The organism is Caballeronia sp. LZ028 (assembly GCF_031451415.1).
In the GTDB taxonomy this organism is placed as follows: Bacteria; Pseudomonadota; Gammaproteobacteria; order Burkholderiales; family Burkholderiaceae; genus Caballeronia; species Caballeronia zhejiangensis.
The window spans coordinates 1,860,037-1,877,148 of record NZ_JARUXN010000001.1 but is presented as its reverse complement, the minus strand read 5'-3'; the positions used below and the strand labels follow the sequence as shown (position 1 = coordinate 1,877,148).

Sequence of the window (17,112 nt, the reverse complement as noted above, 5' to 3'; positions counted from 1 at the left end):
CTTCAGTTTTTGACGTCGCGCTTGATGGCGTTGCGCAAGCGCGCCGCGAACTCTCCGCGTCCGGCGAAGTACGTCTGCACGACGCGTTGAATCGATCCCGTCATGCCGGGCGATGGACGCATCGGCGCGAATTGCGGCAGCGTGTGGTCGGCATCGCTTTCGGCGGGATAGACGCGCACGCGCACGTCGTACCACGCGGCTTGTCCGGTGATCGGATCGGAGTTCGAAAAGCGCAGGCCTTCGCGCGCGGACGCAGGAAGCTCATCCGTGATGAGGTGATTGAGCAAAAAGCCCCGCTGCGATTCGTTCGCGTCGGGACCGAGGCTCCACGCGCCCGATGCCTTGCCGATCGCGTTCCACGTCCACACCGTTCCGGGCTCGACGGCTTCGCTATAGCGCGCCATGCAGCGCACCTTGCCCCATTGCGATTCGACGTAAATCCAGCCGCCGTCCTCGATGCCGTTCGCCTTCGCCATGCGCGGATTCATGTACAACAGGTTCTCGCCGTGAATCTGCCGCAGCCACGCGTTCTGCGAGTCCCACGAGTGATACATCGCCATCGGGCGCTGCGTGACGGCCGCGAGCGGATACTGCGCGAGATCGGTCGTATTGAGTTCCAGCGGCGCGTACCAAAAGGGCAGCGGATCGAAATATTCCTCGATGCGCGCGCGCAAGTGTTCCGGCGGCTGCCGGCCTTTCGTGCGACCCTGCGCGGCGAGGCGGAACTTCTGCATCACGTCGGAATAGAGCTGGATCAGGATCGGCTCGTTGAACTTGCGAAAACCTTTATCGACGGCGAATTGCAGGTACGGCCCGTTCTGGCCGCGCATGTATTGCAGCTCTTGGGGCAGCGTGTAGTGATAGACGCAATCGTGCTTTGCGTACTCTTCCCATTGATTCGGATTCGGCTCGCCGACGAGCGCGTCCTTGCCGTCCTTGCCGCGCCAGCCGATCAGAAAGCCCACGCCCGACCCCGGCGCCGTCTGATGATTGACGATGAAATCCGGATAGTCGCGATACTTGCGCGTGCCTTCGGGCGTCGTGAACGCGGGCAGCTTCAGGCGGCTGCCGAGCTCGACGAGCACTTCCTGGAACGGACGGCATTCGCCGGTGCGCGGCACGACCGGCACGCGCACGGAATCGACGGGACCGTCGAACTCGGAGATCGGGCGGTCCAGCATCGACATTGCGTCGTGTCGTTCGAGGTAGGTCGTGTCGGGCAGGATGAGATCGGCGAATGCGGTCATCTCCGACTGGAACGCATCGCACACGACGATGAACGGAATCTTGTATTCGCCGTTGACGTGCTTGTCGGCGAGCATGTCGCGCACTTCCATCGTGTTCATCGACGAGTTCCATGCCATGTTGGCCATGAAGATCATCAGCGTGTCGATGGGGTACGGATCGCCGCGCCATGCGTTCGTGATGACGCTGTGCATCACGCCGTGCACCGCGAGCGGATATTCCCACGAGAACGCCTTGTCGATGCGAACCGGCGTGCCGTCGTCGTGGATGAAGAGGTCCTCCGGCGCGGCGGGCCAGCCGAGCGGCCCGCTCGCGAGCGGCGTGTTCGGCTTCACCTGATCGGGGTGATTCGGCGGTTTCGCCGATGGCGGCACCGCGCGCGGAAACGGCGACTTGTGCCGGAAACCGCCCGGACGGTCAATCGTGCCGAGCAGCGACATCAGCACGGCGAGCGCGCGGATCGACTGGAAGCCGTTCGAGTGCGCGGCGAGACCGCGCATCGCGTGAAAGGCGATCGGGTTGCCCGTCACGGTGTCGTGCTTCCTGCCCCAACAATCGGTCCATTGAATCGGCAGCGTGATCTTGTGATCGCGGCTCGTCTGGATCATTTCGGCGGCGAGGCGTTCGATCGTCGCGGCGGGAATACCGGTGATGTCCGCGGCCCATTCCGGCGTGCACGTCGCGACCTGCTCGCGCAGCAAGGCGAAGGAGGGCGCGACGCTCGTGCCGTCGTCGAGCGTGTAGCGGCCATCGAGCGCGGGCGCGGCATCGTCGGCGTGATGCGCGACGGCGCGATTCGTCTTCGTGTCCCACCAAAGATGATTCTGCGGAAAGAGCGGATTCGATTCGGCCGCGCTTTCGTCCTTCACGAAAAGGCCGAACGTGTCGCTCGCTTCGTTCATATCGAGCAGTTCGGCCGCGTTCGTATAGCGCGTGACGAATTCGTGATCGTAGGCGTCGGCGGCGATCAGTTCGTGGATCAGCGCCATGAAAAGCGCGCCGTCTGTGCCGGGGCGGATCGGCACCCATTCGTCGGCGATGGCCGCGTAGCCCGTGCGGACCGGATTGATCGCGATGAAGCGTCCGCCCGCGCGCTTGAATTTCGATATCGCGATCTTGAGCGGATTCGAGTGATGATCCTCCGCCGTGCCAATCATGAAGAAGAGCTTCGCGCGGTCGAGATCCGGGCCGCCGAATTCCCAGAACGAGCCGCCGATCGTATAGATCATGCCCGCGGCCATGTTCGCCGAGCAGAAGCCGCCGTGGGCCGCGTAGTTGGGCGTGCCGAAGTTCTTCGCGAAGAGGCCGGTCAGCGCCTGCATCTGGTCGCGTCCGGTGAAGAGCGCGAATTTTTTCGGATCGGTGGCGCGCAGGTGTGCGAGACGCTTTTCGAGCGTATCGAGCGCGAGCTCCCACGAGACCGGCTCGAACTGCGCTTCGCCGCGCAGTGCGCCGGGTTTTCGCATCAGCGGCTGCGTGAGGCGTGCGGGCGAATACTGCTTCATGATGCCCGACGCGCCTTTCGCGCAGATCACGCCTTGATTGAGCGGATGGTTCGGATTGCCGTCGATGTATCTGACTTCGCCGTCGCGCAGATGCACGCGGATGCCGCAACGGCACGCGCACATGTAGCACGTCGTGGTCTTGACATCGAGCTTCTCGTTCTGGGTACGAGCGCCGTGTTCCATGAGTGCTCCTTCTAAAGCGTTATCGCGCGACGGGGACCGTTCGCGCGATTCGGTACTTCACTGCATCGGCGATCGATCAGCCGAAGAGGCGTTCGACGCCGAGCGTGATCGCGAGGCCGCCGCCGACCAGCCACGCATACAGGATCGCGCCGGTTGCAAGCGCACGCGGGCCGGCCTGACGGATCTGCGCGATGCGCGTCTCCATGCCGAGCGCGGTCATGGCCATCGTGAGCGCGAAGGTGTCGAGCGTGTTGATCGTGCTCGTGGCGGCATCGGGCAGAACGTGCAGCGAATTCACGACGACGAGCGCGAGAAAGCCGAGCGCGAACCAGGGCACCGCGATCTTGCCGTTGCCTTGCGCCGCGCCGTCCGCCGTGTTGCGCGAGCGGCTGATCCAGAAACCGATGACGAGCAGCACGGGCACGAGCAGCATCACGCGCGTCATCTTGACGATGGTCGCGATATGCGTCGCTTCCGGGCTGACGTTGCTCGCCGCACCGACGACCTGCGCCACTTCGTGAATCGTGCCGCCGAAAAAGAGGCCCGCGCCGAGCGTATCGAGATGCAGCCAGCCGGCGTTCAACGCGAGCGGGTAGAGGAACATCGAGAGCGTGCCGAACAGCACGACGCTGCCCACCGCCATCGCGCTCTTGTGCGGCTTCGATTGCAACGTCGATTCGAACGCGAGCACCGCGGCCGCGCCGCAAATCGCGCTGCCGGCTGCCGTGAGGAGTGCGGTATCGCGATCGAGCTTCATCAGCTTCATGCCGGCCCACGTACCGATGACGAGCGTGCTGACCACGACCAGCACCGACACCGTGAAACCCGACACGCCGACTTGCGCGATTTCCTGAAGGCTGATGCGCAGCCCGAAGAACGCGACCGCGATGCGCAGCAGCTTGCGCGCGGAAAAGTTGACGCCGGCCGCCCAGCTTTCCGGCATGCCGTGACGCAGCGCATTGCCGTAGATCGCGCCCGCGACGATGCCGACGATCAGCGGGCTGATGCCGAGCCCGGCGATAGCGGGCAGCGAAGCGAGGCGCGTGACGGCGGCGGCGAACAAGGCGACGAAGAGAATGCCGTTGAGTTGCCCGCGTCTGGATGATGCGGCCGGCGCGAGCGTTTGGGCGGACTGAACCGTGGACATGGATGAACCCGTTTGATGATGATGACTCGATGGGCTAATCCTATTCTCGATATATGAATATGAAAAATCGTGATTTAGAATGGGAAGTATCGGACCATCTTATATTTGAAACAGATGACCCCGGAACAACTGATAACGTTCGCAACGGTCGCAGAGCACGGCAACATCAGCCGGGCGGCGGTGGCCTTGCATTTGTCGCAGCCCGCCGTGTCGGGGCAGTTGCGCCTGCTGCAGGAGGAATTCGGCGAGCCGCTTTATCAGCGTGATGGCCGCGGCGTGCGCCTGACCGCAGCCGGCGAGCAGTTGCTCGGCCATGCGGAACGCCTGCGCGAGACATTTCGCGCGGCGCACGCGCTGCGCGACGCATTGCGCGGGCTGGAGCGCGGCACGCTGCGCATCGGCGCGAGCACGACGCCCGCGAGTTATTTGCTGCCGTATCTGATCGCTGCGTTTCACAAGCGCTTTCCGGAAGTCGTCGTGACGACCATCGACGGCAATACCGCCGACATCGTCGCTGCGCTCGGCTCGCTCGATATTGCGCTGGTCGAAGGCGCGCCGGGACACGATCTGCCGCTCGGCACCACCGTCACACCGTGGCGCGAGGACGAAATCGTCGCGATCCTGCCGAATGGTCATCCGCTTGCCGACGGGCGCGATGCCGCCACGCTCGATCAGTTGAGCGAGCATCCGCTCGTGCTGCGCGAGCCCGGCTCGGGCGTGCGGCAGATCATCGAGCGCGCGTTCGCCGATTGCGATGCGCCCATGCGCGTCGCGCTGGAAATCGCGGGCGTCGAGGGCGTGAAGGAGGCGGTGCGCGCGGGCATGGGCATCGGCTTCGTATCGGCGATGTCGATCCGCCACGAGGACAGCGCGTTGCGTCGCGTGCGTATCGCGCCGCGACCGCTCACGCGGCGTTTTTCGATTCTGCTGCCGCACGCGGCAACGCCGTCACGCGTCGCGGCGCGTTTCCTGGAGTTGTGCGAGGAACCGGGTCTCATCGGCTAGGGAATTCCACTATGGCGCGTCGATGGCGGTCTGACGCACCATTCGTTCTCAACAGGGGCGCTGCGGCGTCCTTTTCGAAAATCGTTTATGGAACCGGTTCCACCGAGGAATTTCGAGGCCAAAACCCATAGTGAGAAGCGAGTGAATCAAAAATCCCGCATCGATGAAAAGCGCGCAGAAGTTGTGATCGTGGCGAGCGCGTTCGGCGCCGATGCGATCCGTCGCGATGGCCACGCCGCGTGGGCGGCGGTCGCGGCGCGCGCGGGTGCGGATGGCTTCGAAGTGCGCCGCGAGTTGTTCGCCGATGACGCCGATTCGCAGCCCGATGCACTCGCGCAGCTCGGCGCACGGATTCGCGCGCACGGATTGTGGGCCGTCCATTCGACGCCCGCGACGCTGTTCCGCGACGACGGCGCGCTCGATCTCGATTCGCTGCGGCTCGCCATCGACGAGGCAGCGGCGATGGACGCGCGCATCGTCAAGCTGCAACTGGGCGGCACGGAGCGTGGTGTCGCGACCGATCCGGCCACGCTCGATCGCCTGATGTCGGCGATCGCCGCGTCGAAAGCGCGCGTGGTCGTCGAAAACGGACAACTGAAGGCAGGCGGCACGATCGGCGCGTTCGATGCGCTCTTCGCCGCGCTGCCCGCGCGAAGCGGCCTCGCGATGACTTTCGACACCGGAAACTGGCACTGGGCGGAGCAGGATCCGCTCGACGCGGCGCAGCGCCTCGCGCCGCACGTCGCGTACGTGCACTGCAAGGCGGTGATGGGCGAGGGCGCGCGCCGTTTTGCCGCCGCGCCCGCGAACGGCGACGCGCGTTTCGCGACGCTGCTCGCGCAGTTGCCGGGCGATGTGCCGCGCGGCATCGAATATCCGTTCATTCCGGGCGCGGACGTTTCTCTCGACGCCGACGCGGCGCGCCAGGTCGCACGAATCGCGGCATTTTGAATGCCACTTTGAATTACGCATTTTGCATTCAGCATTCATCTGCAAAGGAACCCGACATGCAAGCCAAGCCTGAAGCCCTCGACGTCGTCACTTACGGCGAAGCGATGACGATGTTCGTCGCCGCCGTTACCGGCGATCTCGCGAAGGCCGGTCAATTCACGAAGCGCGTCGCGGGCGCGGATCTGAACGTCGCGATCGGTTTGTCGCGCCTTGGCTTCAAGGTGGGCTGGATGAGCCGCGTCGGCAACGATTCGTTCGGGCGCTATGTGCTCGACGTACTCGCATCCGAAGGCATCGACGCGCGCCGTGTGACGATCGACGAGCGTTATCCGACGGGCTTTCAGCTCAAAGGCAAGTGCGACGACGGCAGCGATCCGGCCGTCGAGTATTTCCGCAAGGGTTCGGCCGCGAGCCATTTGTCGCTCGACGACTACGCCGCCGATTACGTGCTCGGCGCGCGTCATCTGCATCTGACGGGCGTGGCGCCCGCGATCTCGGCGACCTCGCGTGAGCTTGCGTTCCACATGGCCCGCGAAATGCGGGCAGCGGGCAAGACGATCTCGTTCGATCCGAATCTGCGTCCGACGCTGTGGCCGTCGCGCGAGGCGATGGCCGAATCGCTCAATGCGCTCGCCGCGCTCGCCGACTGGGTGCTGCCGGGGGTGTCCGAAGGATTGACGCTGACGGGCTATGCGAAGCCCGAGGACATCGCCGCGTTTTATCTCGATCGGGGAGCGAAGGGCGTCGTCGTGAAGCTGGGCGCGCACGGCGCGTATTTCCGCACGGCGGACGGCGAGCAGGGCATCGTGCCGGGCGTGCCGGTCGAGAAGGTCGTCGATACGGTCGGCGCGGGCGATGGCTTCGCGGTCGGCGTCGTGAGCGCGCTGCTCGAGGGACGCGATGTGCGTCACGCGATCGCGCGCGGCAATCGCATCGGCGCGCTGGCGATTCAGGTGATCGGCGACAGCGAAGGACTGCCGACGCGCGCCGCGCTCGATCTGCTCGAAGCACAGGATTCCAACGACAAGACGGCCAAAGCCGCGTTCGATCTGGCTTGAAAGCCACCAACCGAGACTCAACCGAATTGCGTTCGGAGACAACCATGCAAAGTTCTTCCAATCCCACGCTGGCCGTGCGCCGCTGGTGGGCGATCATGCCGATCGTCTTCATCACGTACAGCCTCGCGTATCTCGACCGCGCCAACTACGGTTTCGCGGCGGCGGCGGGCATCAATCAGGATTTGGGCATCAGCAAGGGACTGTCCTCGCTGATCGGCGCGCTGTTTTTTCTCGGCTATTTCTTCTTCCAGATTCCGGGCGCAATCTATGCCGAACGGCGCAGCGTGAAGAAGCTCGTGTTCTGGAGTCTCGTGCTGTGGGGCGGCTGCGCGACGCTCACGGGCATGGTGAGCAATATCCCTTCGTTGATGGCGATCCGCTTCGTGCTCGGCGTCGTCGAGGCTGCGGTGATGCCGGCGATGCTCGTCTTCATCGCGAACTGGTTCACGAAGTCGGAGCGCTCGCGTGCGAATACGTTTCTGATTCTCGGCAATCCGGTGACGGTGCTGTGGATGTCGGTCGTATCCGGTTATCTCGTGAACTCGTTCGGCTGGCGCCACATGTTCATCGCGGAAGGTTTGCCGGCGGTGGTGTGGGCGGTGATCTGGTGGTTCATCGTGAAGGACAAGCCCGCACAGGTGAGCTGGCTCACGGATCAGGAAAAGAACGATCTCGATGCGACCTTGCGCGCCGAGCAGGCCGCGATCAAGCCGGTGAAGAACTATCGCGAGGCGTTCAAGTCGCCGGCGGTGATCAAGCTGTGTGCGCAGTATTTCTGCTGGAGCATCGGCGTGTATGGGTTCGTGCTGTGGCTGCCTTCGATTCTCAAGAGCGGATCGACGCTCGGGATGGTCGAGACGGGCTGGCTGTCGGCGGTGCCGTATCTTGCGGCGACCATCGCGATGCTGCTGGCTTCGTGGGCCTCAGAAGCTTCAGGCACGCAAGGCTTTTGTGTGGCCGTTTCTGCTGATCGGCGCGGTGGCGTTTGCAGGTTCCTACCTTCTCGGGTCGACGAACTTCTGGGCTTCTTATGCGTTGCTCGTGATCGCAGGGGCTGCGATGTATGCGCCCTATGGGCCGTTCTTTGCGATCGTGCCGGAGTTGCTGCCGAAGAATGTCGCCGGGGGGGCGATGGCGCTCATCAATAGCATGGGGGCGTTGGGGTCGTTCGTCGGGTCGTATTTTGTGGGGTATTTGAATGGGGCTACTGGATCGCCCTCTGCCTCTTATGTTTTCATGAGCGCCGCGTTGTTGATGGCTGTTTGGCTTACGCTGGCGGTTAAGCCGCAGGCGGCGGTTCGGGCTGGGGTTGTTGTGAGGCCTTGAGGTTTTTGCTTTCGCTTTTCGCTTTTGCTTTCGGTTTCGCCGGATCCCGTTGTCGTGTCGGTCTATTGGCACTGCCCCTGTGCGGGGCGGCAGTCACTTTCTTTGCCGTCGACCAGAGTTAGCGCTTTAGCGCTTACTCTGGTCCTGTGCAAAGAAAGCAACCAAAGAAAGCAGCTCGTCACGGCCCGCGGTCACACGCACGTTGGGTAGTACTCTCGTCCTAGGTGGCACTCGCCTAAAGAGTGCCCTCAAACACCTAATCGGGCTTGGCTCGCGCGCGGTCTGACGAGCTAGTTTTCCAAGGACACTGGTTCAGCACGAAACTGCTTCGGCACAGCGCTACGCGCTGCCGCCGGGTCTGCAAGGGAAACCGACGGGCTGCCAGTGCAGTGAGACGGAGACATTAGTAGAGAAGCACATGCATCCCCGATTGACCGGTCGGCCGCGAAGCGGGCCGGAGCTATGTGGTGCTGAACCAGATTGTTGTGTGGTGCGATGTGACAGACCGTGCGCGAGCCAAGCCCGATGGGGCCTATGAGGGCACTCTCTAGGCAGCCCACGATGGACGAGAGGACTACCCAAATTGCGTGTGACCGCGGGCGTATCGGAAGCTGCTTTCTTTGGTTGCTTTCTTTACACAGGACCAGAGTAAGCGCTAAAGCGCTAACTCTGGTCGACGGCAAAGAAAGTGACTGCCGCCCCGCACAGGGGCAGTGCCAATAGACCGACACGAAAACGGGATTCCACAGAAGCCCGAGCCAACCAACCCAGACAAAGCAAACCATGACCAAAAAAATCGTAGCCTACAAGGCGTTGCCAAGCGACGTAGAAGCCTATCTCCGCGCCCACGCGGAAGTGGTGAACATCGATCCGAAAAACCACGCCGCATTCGTGCAAGCGCTAACAACCGCCGACGGCGCCATCGGTGCGAGCATAAAGATCTCCCCCGACATGATCGAAGGCGCCCACCGCCTGAAAGCACTGTCGACGATCTCCGTAGGCTTCGACCAGTTCGACGTGCAAGACCTCACCCGCCGCGGCATCGTGCTTACGCACACGCCGGACGTGCTCACCGAATCCACCGCCGACACGGTCTTCGCGCTGATCCTCGCAAGCGCGCGCCGCGTCGTCGAACTCGCCGAATGGGTCAAGCAAGGCAACTGGAAGGCAAGCATCGGTGAAGCGTGTTTCGGCGTCGACGTGCAAGGCAAGACACTGGGCATCGTCGGCCTGGGACGCATCGGCGGGGCCGTCGCACGGCGCGCGGCGCTCGGCTTTCGCATGAACGTGCTCTACACGAATCGCAGCGCGAACGAGCAGGCCGAAAAGGAATACGGCGCAAAGCGTGTCGAGCTCGACGAACTGCTCGCGCAATCCGATTTCGTCTGCCTGCAAGTGCCGCTCACGCCGGAAACGCGCGGTCTCATCGGGGCGAACGAATTGCAGAAAATGAAACGGAGTGCGATTCTGATCAACGCCTCGCGCGGACCGACCGTCGATGAAAACGCGCTCATCGATGCGCTAAAAAACGGCACGATCCGCGGTGCAGGCCTCGACGTGTTCGAGCAGGAACCGCTTCCCGCCGACTCGCCGCTGCTCGCGATGAAAAACGTCGTCGCACTGCCGCATATCGGCTCGGCCACGCACGAAACGCGTCACGCGATGGCGCGAAACGCCGCGGAAAATGTCATCGGCGCACTGAACGGCACGCTCACGCAGAACATCGTCAATCCCGACGTGCTCGCGCGCTGAAACCGTGGGTCGCCCGGTCATGCGCTAACATGCGCGATGCGAGGAGAACGATAATGACGGCATCGCGACTCGCTTCACGGCGAAGCGCGCGCCCACGACCACTATGTCCGACGACCCCACATTGACGAACCGCCCGCCTGCATTCGGCGCGCGCCGCGCGACCATCACCGATGTCGCCCGCGAAGCAGGCACCGGCAAGACCAGCATCTCGCGCTATCTGAACGGCGAGCTCGGCGTGCTGTCGCCCGATCTGCGCGAGCGCATCGAGGCGGCCATCGCCAAGCTCGACTATCGGCCGAATCAGATGGCGCGCGGCCTGAAGCGCGGCCGCAATCGTCTGATCGGCATGCTGCTCGCCGACCTCACGAACCCGTATTCGGTCGAAGTGCTGCAAGGCGTCGAAGCAGCGTGCCACGCGCTCGGCTATATGCCGCTCATCTGTCACGCGGCCAACGAGATCGACATGGAGCGGCGCTATCTGCAATTGCTGACGACGTATCGCGTCGAAGGCGTCATCGTCAACGCGCTCGGCGTGAAGGAAGAACTGCTGCAAGGCTTTGCGCGCGGCGGCATTCCGGTCGTGCTCGTCGATCGCTCGGTCGAAGGTTTCATCACCGACATGGTCGGGCTCGACAATCCCGCCGCCGTGCAGATCGCGACGCGTCATCTCGTCGACGAAGGTTTCGACGAGCTGCTGTTCGTCGTGCAGCCGGTCACGCATGTCAGCTCGCGGCGTCTGCGCGAAGCCGCGTTTCGCGAAACCGTCGCGGCGCTCCATGCAAGCGGCTCGACGCTCGTGATCGATCTCGCCGATGCGGCGCCCGCGCTCGCGGAACTCGACACGCGCGTCACGGCGGCGAAAGCCGCGGGCAAGCGCGTCGCGCTCTTCGCGGCGAACGGGCCGGTCGCGCTGCGCGTCGCGGTGCATCTGAAGGAACGCCACGGCGCGGACTGGCAGGCGAGCGTCGCGCTGATGTCGATCGACGATTCCGAATGGGCGCAGCTCGCCGGCATGACGGCGGTCCGCCAGCCGACGTACGATATCGGCCGGCGCGCGGTCGAATTTCTGCATGAGCGTCTCGGCGGCGCCGCGATGCCCGCGCGCGAATGTCTGCTGCCGGGCGAACTCGTCGTGCGCGCATCGACGACACGCGCGAATCACAACGACGAGCAACAAGCTTCGCAAGGAATCTGAATGATCAGTGTTACGACGTTGCTGAGCCTCGCGCTCGCGACGCTCATCATCGCGGCCATGCCCATCGTGCTGTACAGGAAGCTGCGGCCGCGCTTCGCGATCGTGCCGCGCTACGCGATTCTCGGCATCGCCGTGTTCGCGCTCTTCGCGATGGTCATCGAACGCGCGCTGCACGGCTTCATGCTGAGCAATCCCGTCACGTCGGCGTGGCTCGTCAATCCGGCCGTGTTCGTCGTTTATGGCGCGCTCGCGGCGGGGCTGTGCGAGGAAGTCGGACGCTTTCTCGCGATGAAATGGCTCATCTCGCGCGAGCCTGACGCGCTCGACCGGCACGGTCCGGCGCTCGGTTACGGCATCGGGCACGGCGGGGCGGAGGCGTGGATCGTCGGCGTGCTCGTGCAGGTGCAATGGATCGTCTATGCGGTGCTCGCGAATCGCGGCACGCTCGACGCGCATTTCGCGACCGCGCCGCTCGAAGCGATCGCGCGCATTCATCTCGTGCTGATGAGTCTGTCGCCGGTGTCGGCGGGCATCTTCCTCGTCGAGCGTGCGAGTGCGTTCGTGCTGCAACTCGGCTTTTCCGCGCTGATGTGGCAAATGCTGCGCGAGCGTTCGCGCCACGCGCTCGCAGTCCTCGTTGCCGCGCATGCGCTCGTCGGCTTGCCAGCCGCGCTTTTTCAGGCGCGGCTCGTGCCGCTCATCGCCGCCGATGCGGTGTATCTCGTGCTCGGCGCGATCGTCGCGGTGGCGCTCGTGCGCTACTACCGGCGAGCCGCGGCGCGCGGCGGTTGAGCGCATCCGCGCCTGCCTGAATCAAATATCGACATCGAATGGACGACTATCAATACGACTGCCCGAGCGCGGATATCGACATGCTCGCGCATGTAATCTGCGATCTCTTTCCCGAGCAGACGCAGTTCGCCGAACGCAAGGACGATGAAGGCCGCACATCGCTCGTGATTCATTACGTGGCGATGCGCTTCGGTTCGAGCGCGCGGCGCATCACGATCGACGTGCGTTTCGATCCGGCCGCGCTCGCGCGTTATCGCGCATTGCCGCCACGCATGCACGCGCGCAGTTACGCGGTGCTGCGTGCCTATGTGGAAGCGACGCTCGGATCGCTCGAAGAGATGTATGCGGACGGCCAGACCGTGCCGCGCGAAGTGGACATCGAGATGGGCGAGGACTTCGCGTGAGCGCGCTCAGGCTTCGCGATAGACCTTCGCGAAGCGCGCTGCCTTCACGACGCCGAAATCGCCCGGCGCGTATTGCATGACCCAGTCGCCGGCAGCGCCGGTGAGGATGTCGCCTGCCGCGGATCGCGCGATCGAGAAGGGTTCGTGCATCTGCTTCGCGAGCACGACGCTCGGACGGTTGCGATAGATGCCCGCCTCGCCGTGCGCGATGCCGCCTTCCGGCACGTACTTCGGATCGAAGCGTTCGCGCGACACGACCCAGCGCTCGCCGCTGGAAGCGGTGACGATCGCATCGCCGCTTGCATAGCGGTTCGGCCCTTCGAGGCTCATGAGTTCGCCCGCGGCAGCCGCGAATTCCACGGTGACGGCTTCGTCCTTCACGACGCGGCGTGCGGCGGGATCGGTGGCGAGATCGAGTTGCGAAAGATGGAGCATGGTGCGATCGGCGAAGATGGTGAGGGAGCGGATCGTAACGGCATTCGCGTCATTTTGCACTCGGCGGACGCAAAAAAGCCCGCATCATGCGATGCGGGCTTTCCGATCCGGCGCTCGTTCAGGGCTTCGTCGTCGATGCCGCATCCGCGCCCGCCGCGCGCGAACGATGGTGCGCGCCGCCGCGGCGCGCCTTGCCGTGCTCCGAGCGGAAGCTCGTATCGGCGAGTTTCTTCTGCTCGGGCGAAAGGCTCGCGTAAAGCGGCTCGAAAGCTTCGACGAGCCGCTTCGTGCCGTCCGCGTTGGCTTGCGTGATCTGCTCGTATTGCTTCATGTCGTCGAGCGCGGACATCGTGTCGCGCTGGGCGATGCGCTGGCGGTACAGATCGGCCATGGTGCGGCCGTTGTCGCGCATTACATCGGCGAACTTCGACCACTGCGCTTCCTGCTGCGGCGTGATCTTGAGGCTCGAATGCAGTTCCGCGATACGCTCCTCGACGCGCGTCTCGCGCTTGCTGGCGGCCGGTGCGGACGCAGCGTCCTGCGCGGCGGGCGCCGATGCGGCCGTGGGCGCCGAACTCTGCGCGAAAACCGGGCTCAGTGCGCAGAAAGCGGCCAATGCAACGAGTGTTCTTTTCATTCAAAAGTACCTTCGATCGATATAGGAAGCGGCGTGCTTCGTAAGCTGCATGCAAAGCAGCGAAGATCACGCCATCGGCGGATATTAGTATCACGATTGCATGCGGATTCGCCCGCATTGCCACAACTGCTTACATTCGAAACGTCTCTGGAAAAAACGCAGTGGATACCTTGTTGAGCATGCGGGTCTTTGTCGCGATCGTCGAGGCGGGCAGTCTGAGCGCCGCGGCCGAGCGCTTTTCGATCTCAGCGCCGATGGCGGGCAAGCACTTGCAGGCGCTGGAGGCGCGGCTCGATGCGCGTCTCATCGTCCGCACGACGCGTCGTCAGAGCCTGACCGAGATCGGCCGTGAATATTACGAACGCTGCCGCCGCATTCTCGCGGAAGTCGATTCTGCCGACACCCTCGCCGAATCGATGAGCGCGACGCCGCGCGGTGTATTGCGCGTCACCGTGCCGCTGACTTACGGCGTGCAGTTCGTCACGCCCGCCGTGACCGAGTTTCTCGCGGCGTTCGCGCAGATCAGCGTCGAGCTCGATCTGACCAACCGCATGGCCGATATCGTCGAGGAAGGATTCGACGCCGCCGTGCGTATCGGCACGCTCGCCGATTCGAGCTTCGTCGCGCGGCCGCTCAAGCCGTATGCGATGACGGTATGCGCGTCGCCTTCCTATCTTGCGCGCGCGGGCACGCCCGCGACCCCCGCCGATCTCGCGAGCCACGAGTGCCTCGGCTTCTTGCATCTCGGCCGCGAGGCGAGCTGGCGGCTCGAAGGCGAGGACGAGGCGATGCATGCGCGCCGCACGCAGTCCGCGCGCTTTCGCACGAATAACGGGCAGGCGCTCAGGAAGGCGGCGCTCGCCGGCTTCGGCCTCGTGCTTCAACCGCATGCGCTCGTCGAAGATGAACTGAAGAGCGGCGCGCTCGTCGCGGTGCTCCAGGACTTTCTGCCGAAGCCTTCGCCCGTTCATCTCGTCTATCCGCGCGATACGCGCGCGACGCCCAAGCTCGCGAGTTTCGTCGATTTCATGGTGACGAAGCTCGGTGTCTGACCGGCGTTCGTATCGCAGCGTCTCGGCGATAATGCAAAACACAAAATGCCGGATGCCAGATGGCATTCAAAACGCATAACCCAAAACACAAACGCCAGGACGACGCCCACATGAGACCGCCGCGCCTCGATCAGCTCGACGACATCGATCGCAATCTCGTCGCGCTTCTGCAGATGAACGCGCGCGAGAGCGTCGCGAATCTCGCGCGGCAACTGGGCGTTGCGCGCACGACGGTGATCGCCCGCATGGCGCGGCTCGAAAAGAACAACGTGATCGCGGGCTACGGCGTGCGGCTCGGCCAGGATGTGCTCGACGCGAGCATTCAGGCGTACGTCGGCATCAAGCTCACGCCGAAATACGGCCGCGACCTGCAGAAGCGCTTCGCACGCATGCCGGAGATTCAGTTGCTCTGCGCGGTGAGCGGCGAATTCGATTACGTCGCATGGCTGCGCGCCGATTCGCCGGACCGCCTGAACGACCTGCTGGACGAGATCGGCGTGCTGGAAGGCGTCGAACGGACGACGACGTCGATCATCCTCGCGCGCAAGATCGATCGCGCCGGTTGAGACTCGACGATACAAATGGGATCGATCGATCGTCGAAACGACGAAAACCGTCGTCGAAGCGCATCGTTTTGCGTCTAGGATCAATATTCGCGCGCTCCTAAACTGTGTGAAGAGGTGTATCGGCCTAACTCGCACATACAGGAGACGAATATGAAAGTGGCCCTCGTCGGCGCCGGACTGATCGGTCAAAGCATTGCGCATTTGCTGCGTGAAACGGGGGATTTCGACGTCGTCGCCTTCGATCGCGACGAACACGCGCTCGCGCTCATCGATGCGCAAGGCATCCCGACGCGCCGCGTCGATTCCGCCGATACGCCCGCGCTTCGTCAGGCGCTGATCGGTTTCGACGCGCTCATCAATGCGCTGCCGTATTACCTCGCGATCAACGTCGCATCGGCGGCTAAAGCGGCGGGCGTGCATTACTTCGACCTCACCGAAGACGTGCGCGCGACGCACGCGATCCGCGCGATCGCCGACGACTCCGAGCTCGCGTTCATGCCGCAATGCGGTCTTGCGCCGGGCTTCATCGGCATCGTCGCGCACGATCTGGCGAAGCGTCTCGACGACGTGCGCGAAGTAAAGATGCGCGTCGGCGCGCTGCCCGAGTTTCCGACCAATGCGCTGAAGTACAACCTTACATGGAGCATCGACGGGCTCATCAACGAGTATTGCCAGCCGTGCGAGGCGATCCGCGAAGGCCGCACGCAATGGGTGCAGCCGCTCGAAGGCGTCGAGCATTTTTCGCTCGATGGCATCGAGTACGAGGCGTTCAATACATCGGGCGGGCTCGGCACGCTCTGCGAAACGCTTGCCGGCAAGGTCGAGACGCTCGACTACAAATCGGTGCGCTATCCGGGGCATCGCAATCTGATGAAGTTCCTGCTCGACGATCTGCGTATGTCCGCCGATCGCGACGGTCTCAAAACGATGCTCAAGCGCGCGGTGCCTTCGACGGCACAGGACGTCGTATTGATCTTCGTCACGGTGACGGGCATGCGGCGCGGGCAACTCGTGCAGGACGTGTTCACGCGCAAGATCTTCGCGAAGGATGTGTGCGGCGTGCCGATGAGCGCGATCCAGATCACGACCGCCGGCGCGATCTGCGCGGAACTGGATCTCTTCCGCGAAGGCGTGCTGCCGCAGAGCGGCTTCGTGCGTCAGGAGCAGGTGCCGCTCGACGCGTTCCTCAACAACCGCTTCGGCAAGCTGTACGAAGGCGCCAACGCGGTCGCGACGGCACGCCAGCTCGCGGCGGCTTAAGCGACGAGGCGCGCGACCAGTTCGCCGCCGGCTTCACCGGATGGCGTCGTGTTGTCGAACATCACGAGCGTCCGCGCGAGCGCTTCATCGGGGACGAAGAGGCGCTTGCGATATTCCTCCCAATGCGCAAGCTTGTACGCATCGTTCGGATCGCCGCGCGCGACGATCCGTTCGCGCGCCACATCTTCATCGACATGCACCCAGACGACGCTTATGGCGACATCGTCATCGATGCCGAGCCACGCGCGATCGAAAAGGCGTCCATTGCGCACCTCGCGCGTCAGCGGCGCGACGATCACGACGCTCACGCCGAGCGCGAGATTTTCGGCGGCGGTATCGATGAGACAGCGATACTCCGCATCGCGAAAATGTTCTATGAAAAGCGGGCTGTCGCGATCGTGCGGATCGCCGGTGAGCGCGCCGATCGCCGCGGCGCTGTATGCACCGTAGAGCGTGTCCTTGTCGAGCAGGCAGAAGGGCTCGCCAGTCGCATGCATGAGCGGCGCGAAGAGTTGCTTCGCGAGCGTCGTCTTGCCGGTGCCGGCATGACCGCAGAAGAAAATCAGATGCTTCACGCCGGGTCGGTCCTGGATGATAGT

At 63.8% G+C, this 17,112-nt stretch carries 15 protein-coding genes and 1 pseudogene; 11 read left to right on the top strand and 5 right to left on the bottom strand.

Annotation, left to right across the window (positions count from 1 at the left end; translation table 11 throughout):
* Positions 1 to 2: 2 nt before the first annotated feature.
* Positions 3 to 2,933 carry a molybdopterin oxidoreductase family protein gene (locus QCE58_RS08890; RefSeq protein ID WP_250521144.1) on the bottom strand — a complete coding sequence of 977 codons (2,931 nt, stop codon included), beginning with the start codon at positions 2,931 to 2,933 and terminating at the stop codon, positions 3 to 5.
* A 76-nt stretch (positions 2,934 to 3,009) separates the two neighbouring features.
* Positions 3,010 to 4,080: a YeiH family protein gene (locus tag QCE58_RS08885; protein ID WP_250521143.1), complete on the bottom strand. Its 1,071-nt coding sequence runs from the start codon at positions 4,078 to 4,080 to the stop codon at positions 3,010 to 3,012.
* Between the two features lie 114 nt (positions 4,081 to 4,194).
* Here QCE58_RS08885 and QCE58_RS08880 point away from each other — a divergent pair, with 114 nt between their 5' ends.
* The 8 genes and pseudogenes from QCE58_RS08880 (at position 4,195) to QCE58_RS08845 (ending at position 12,563) form a co-directional block, all read left to right on the top strand.
* The gene (locus tag QCE58_RS08880) at positions 4,195 to 5,085 is read left to right on the top strand and encodes a LysR family transcriptional regulator (RefSeq protein WP_008349476.1); all 891 of its coding nucleotides are present in this window, start codon (positions 4,195 to 4,197) and stop codon (positions 5,083 to 5,085) included.
* A 141-nt stretch (positions 5,086 to 5,226) separates the two neighbouring features.
* On the top strand, positions 5,227 to 6,036 hold the full coding sequence (locus tag QCE58_RS08875; RefSeq protein WP_250521142.1) for a TIM barrel protein: 810 nt from the start codon (positions 5,227 to 5,229) through the stop codon (positions 6,034 to 6,036).
* Between the two features lie 56 nt (positions 6,037 to 6,092).
* Complete coding sequence (locus tag QCE58_RS08870; RefSeq protein WP_034473439.1) at positions 6,093 to 7,094, top strand: sugar kinase; 1,002 nt, start codon at positions 6,093 to 6,095, stop codon at positions 7,092 to 7,094.
* A 44-nt stretch (positions 7,095 to 7,138) separates the two neighbouring features.
* Positions 7,139 to 8,420, top strand: a pseudogene (locus QCE58_RS08865) (MFS transporter).
* 783 nt (positions 8,421 to 9,203) lie between these two features.
* Positions 9,204 to 10,172, top strand: a complete 969-nt coding sequence (locus QCE58_RS08860) for a D-glycerate dehydrogenase (RefSeq protein WP_250521141.1) — start codon at positions 9,204 to 9,206, stop codon at positions 10,170 to 10,172.
* A gap of 103 nt (positions 10,173 to 10,275) precedes the next feature.
* Positions 10,276 to 11,367: a LacI family DNA-binding transcriptional regulator gene (locus QCE58_RS08855; protein ID WP_034473442.1), complete on the top strand. Its 1,092-nt coding sequence runs from the start codon at positions 10,276 to 10,278 to the stop codon at positions 11,365 to 11,367.
* Positions 11,368 to 12,159 (top strand): YhfC family intramembrane metalloprotease, encoded by a 792-nt coding sequence (locus QCE58_RS08850; RefSeq protein ID WP_034473443.1) that lies wholly within the window; start codon positions 11,368 to 11,370, stop codon positions 12,157 to 12,159. It begins immediately after the preceding gene.
* Positions 12,160 to 12,197: 38 nt separating this feature from the next.
* Entirely contained in the window at positions 12,198 to 12,563 is a 366-nt protein-coding gene (locus tag QCE58_RS08845) for a DUF3022 domain-containing protein (RefSeq protein ID WP_008349491.1), read from the top strand.
* A gap of 6 nt (positions 12,564 to 12,569) precedes the next feature.
* Here QCE58_RS08845 and QCE58_RS08840 read toward each other — a convergent pair whose 3' ends face one another.
* Both QCE58_RS08840 and QCE58_RS08835 read right to left on the bottom strand, forming a co-directional pair.
* Positions 12,570 to 12,998, bottom strand: coding sequence for a PGDYG domain-containing protein (locus tag QCE58_RS08840; RefSeq protein ID WP_250460672.1), 429 nt, complete (start codon positions 12,996 to 12,998; stop codon positions 12,570 to 12,572).
* Between the two features lie 118 nt (positions 12,999 to 13,116).
* Complete coding sequence (locus QCE58_RS08835) at positions 13,117 to 13,635, bottom strand: Spy/CpxP family protein refolding chaperone (protein WP_250521140.1); 519 nt, start codon at positions 13,633 to 13,635, stop codon at positions 13,117 to 13,119.
* Positions 13,636 to 13,796: 161 nt separating this feature from the next.
* Here QCE58_RS08835 and QCE58_RS08830 point away from each other — a divergent pair, with 161 nt between their 5' ends.
* From QCE58_RS08830 to QCE58_RS08820, 3 genes are all read left to right on the top strand, one after another.
* The gene (locus tag QCE58_RS08830) at positions 13,797 to 14,687 is read left to right on the top strand and encodes a LysR family transcriptional regulator (RefSeq protein WP_250521139.1); all 891 of its coding nucleotides are present in this window, start codon (positions 13,797 to 13,799) and stop codon (positions 14,685 to 14,687) included.
* Positions 14,688 to 14,797: 110 nt separating this feature from the next.
* Positions 14,798 to 15,253 carry an Lrp/AsnC family transcriptional regulator gene (locus tag QCE58_RS08825; protein WP_008349499.1) on the top strand — a complete coding sequence of 152 codons (456 nt, stop codon included), beginning with the start codon at positions 14,798 to 14,800 and terminating at the stop codon, positions 15,251 to 15,253.
* 150 nt (positions 15,254 to 15,403) lie between these two features.
* The gene (locus QCE58_RS08820) at positions 15,404 to 16,513 is read left to right on the top strand and encodes a saccharopine dehydrogenase family protein (RefSeq protein WP_008349500.1); all 1,110 of its coding nucleotides are present in this window, start codon (positions 15,404 to 15,406) and stop codon (positions 16,511 to 16,513) included.
* On the opposite strand, the gene QCE58_RS08815 is transcribed toward QCE58_RS08820, so the two are convergent.
* Positions 16,510 to 17,088, bottom strand: a complete 579-nt coding sequence (locus QCE58_RS08815) for an ATP-binding protein (RefSeq protein ID WP_250434780.1) — start codon at positions 17,086 to 17,088, stop codon at positions 16,510 to 16,512. The genes QCE58_RS08820 and QCE58_RS08815 overlap by 4 nt on opposite strands.
* Between the last annotated feature and the right edge of the window lie 24 nt (positions 17,089 to 17,112).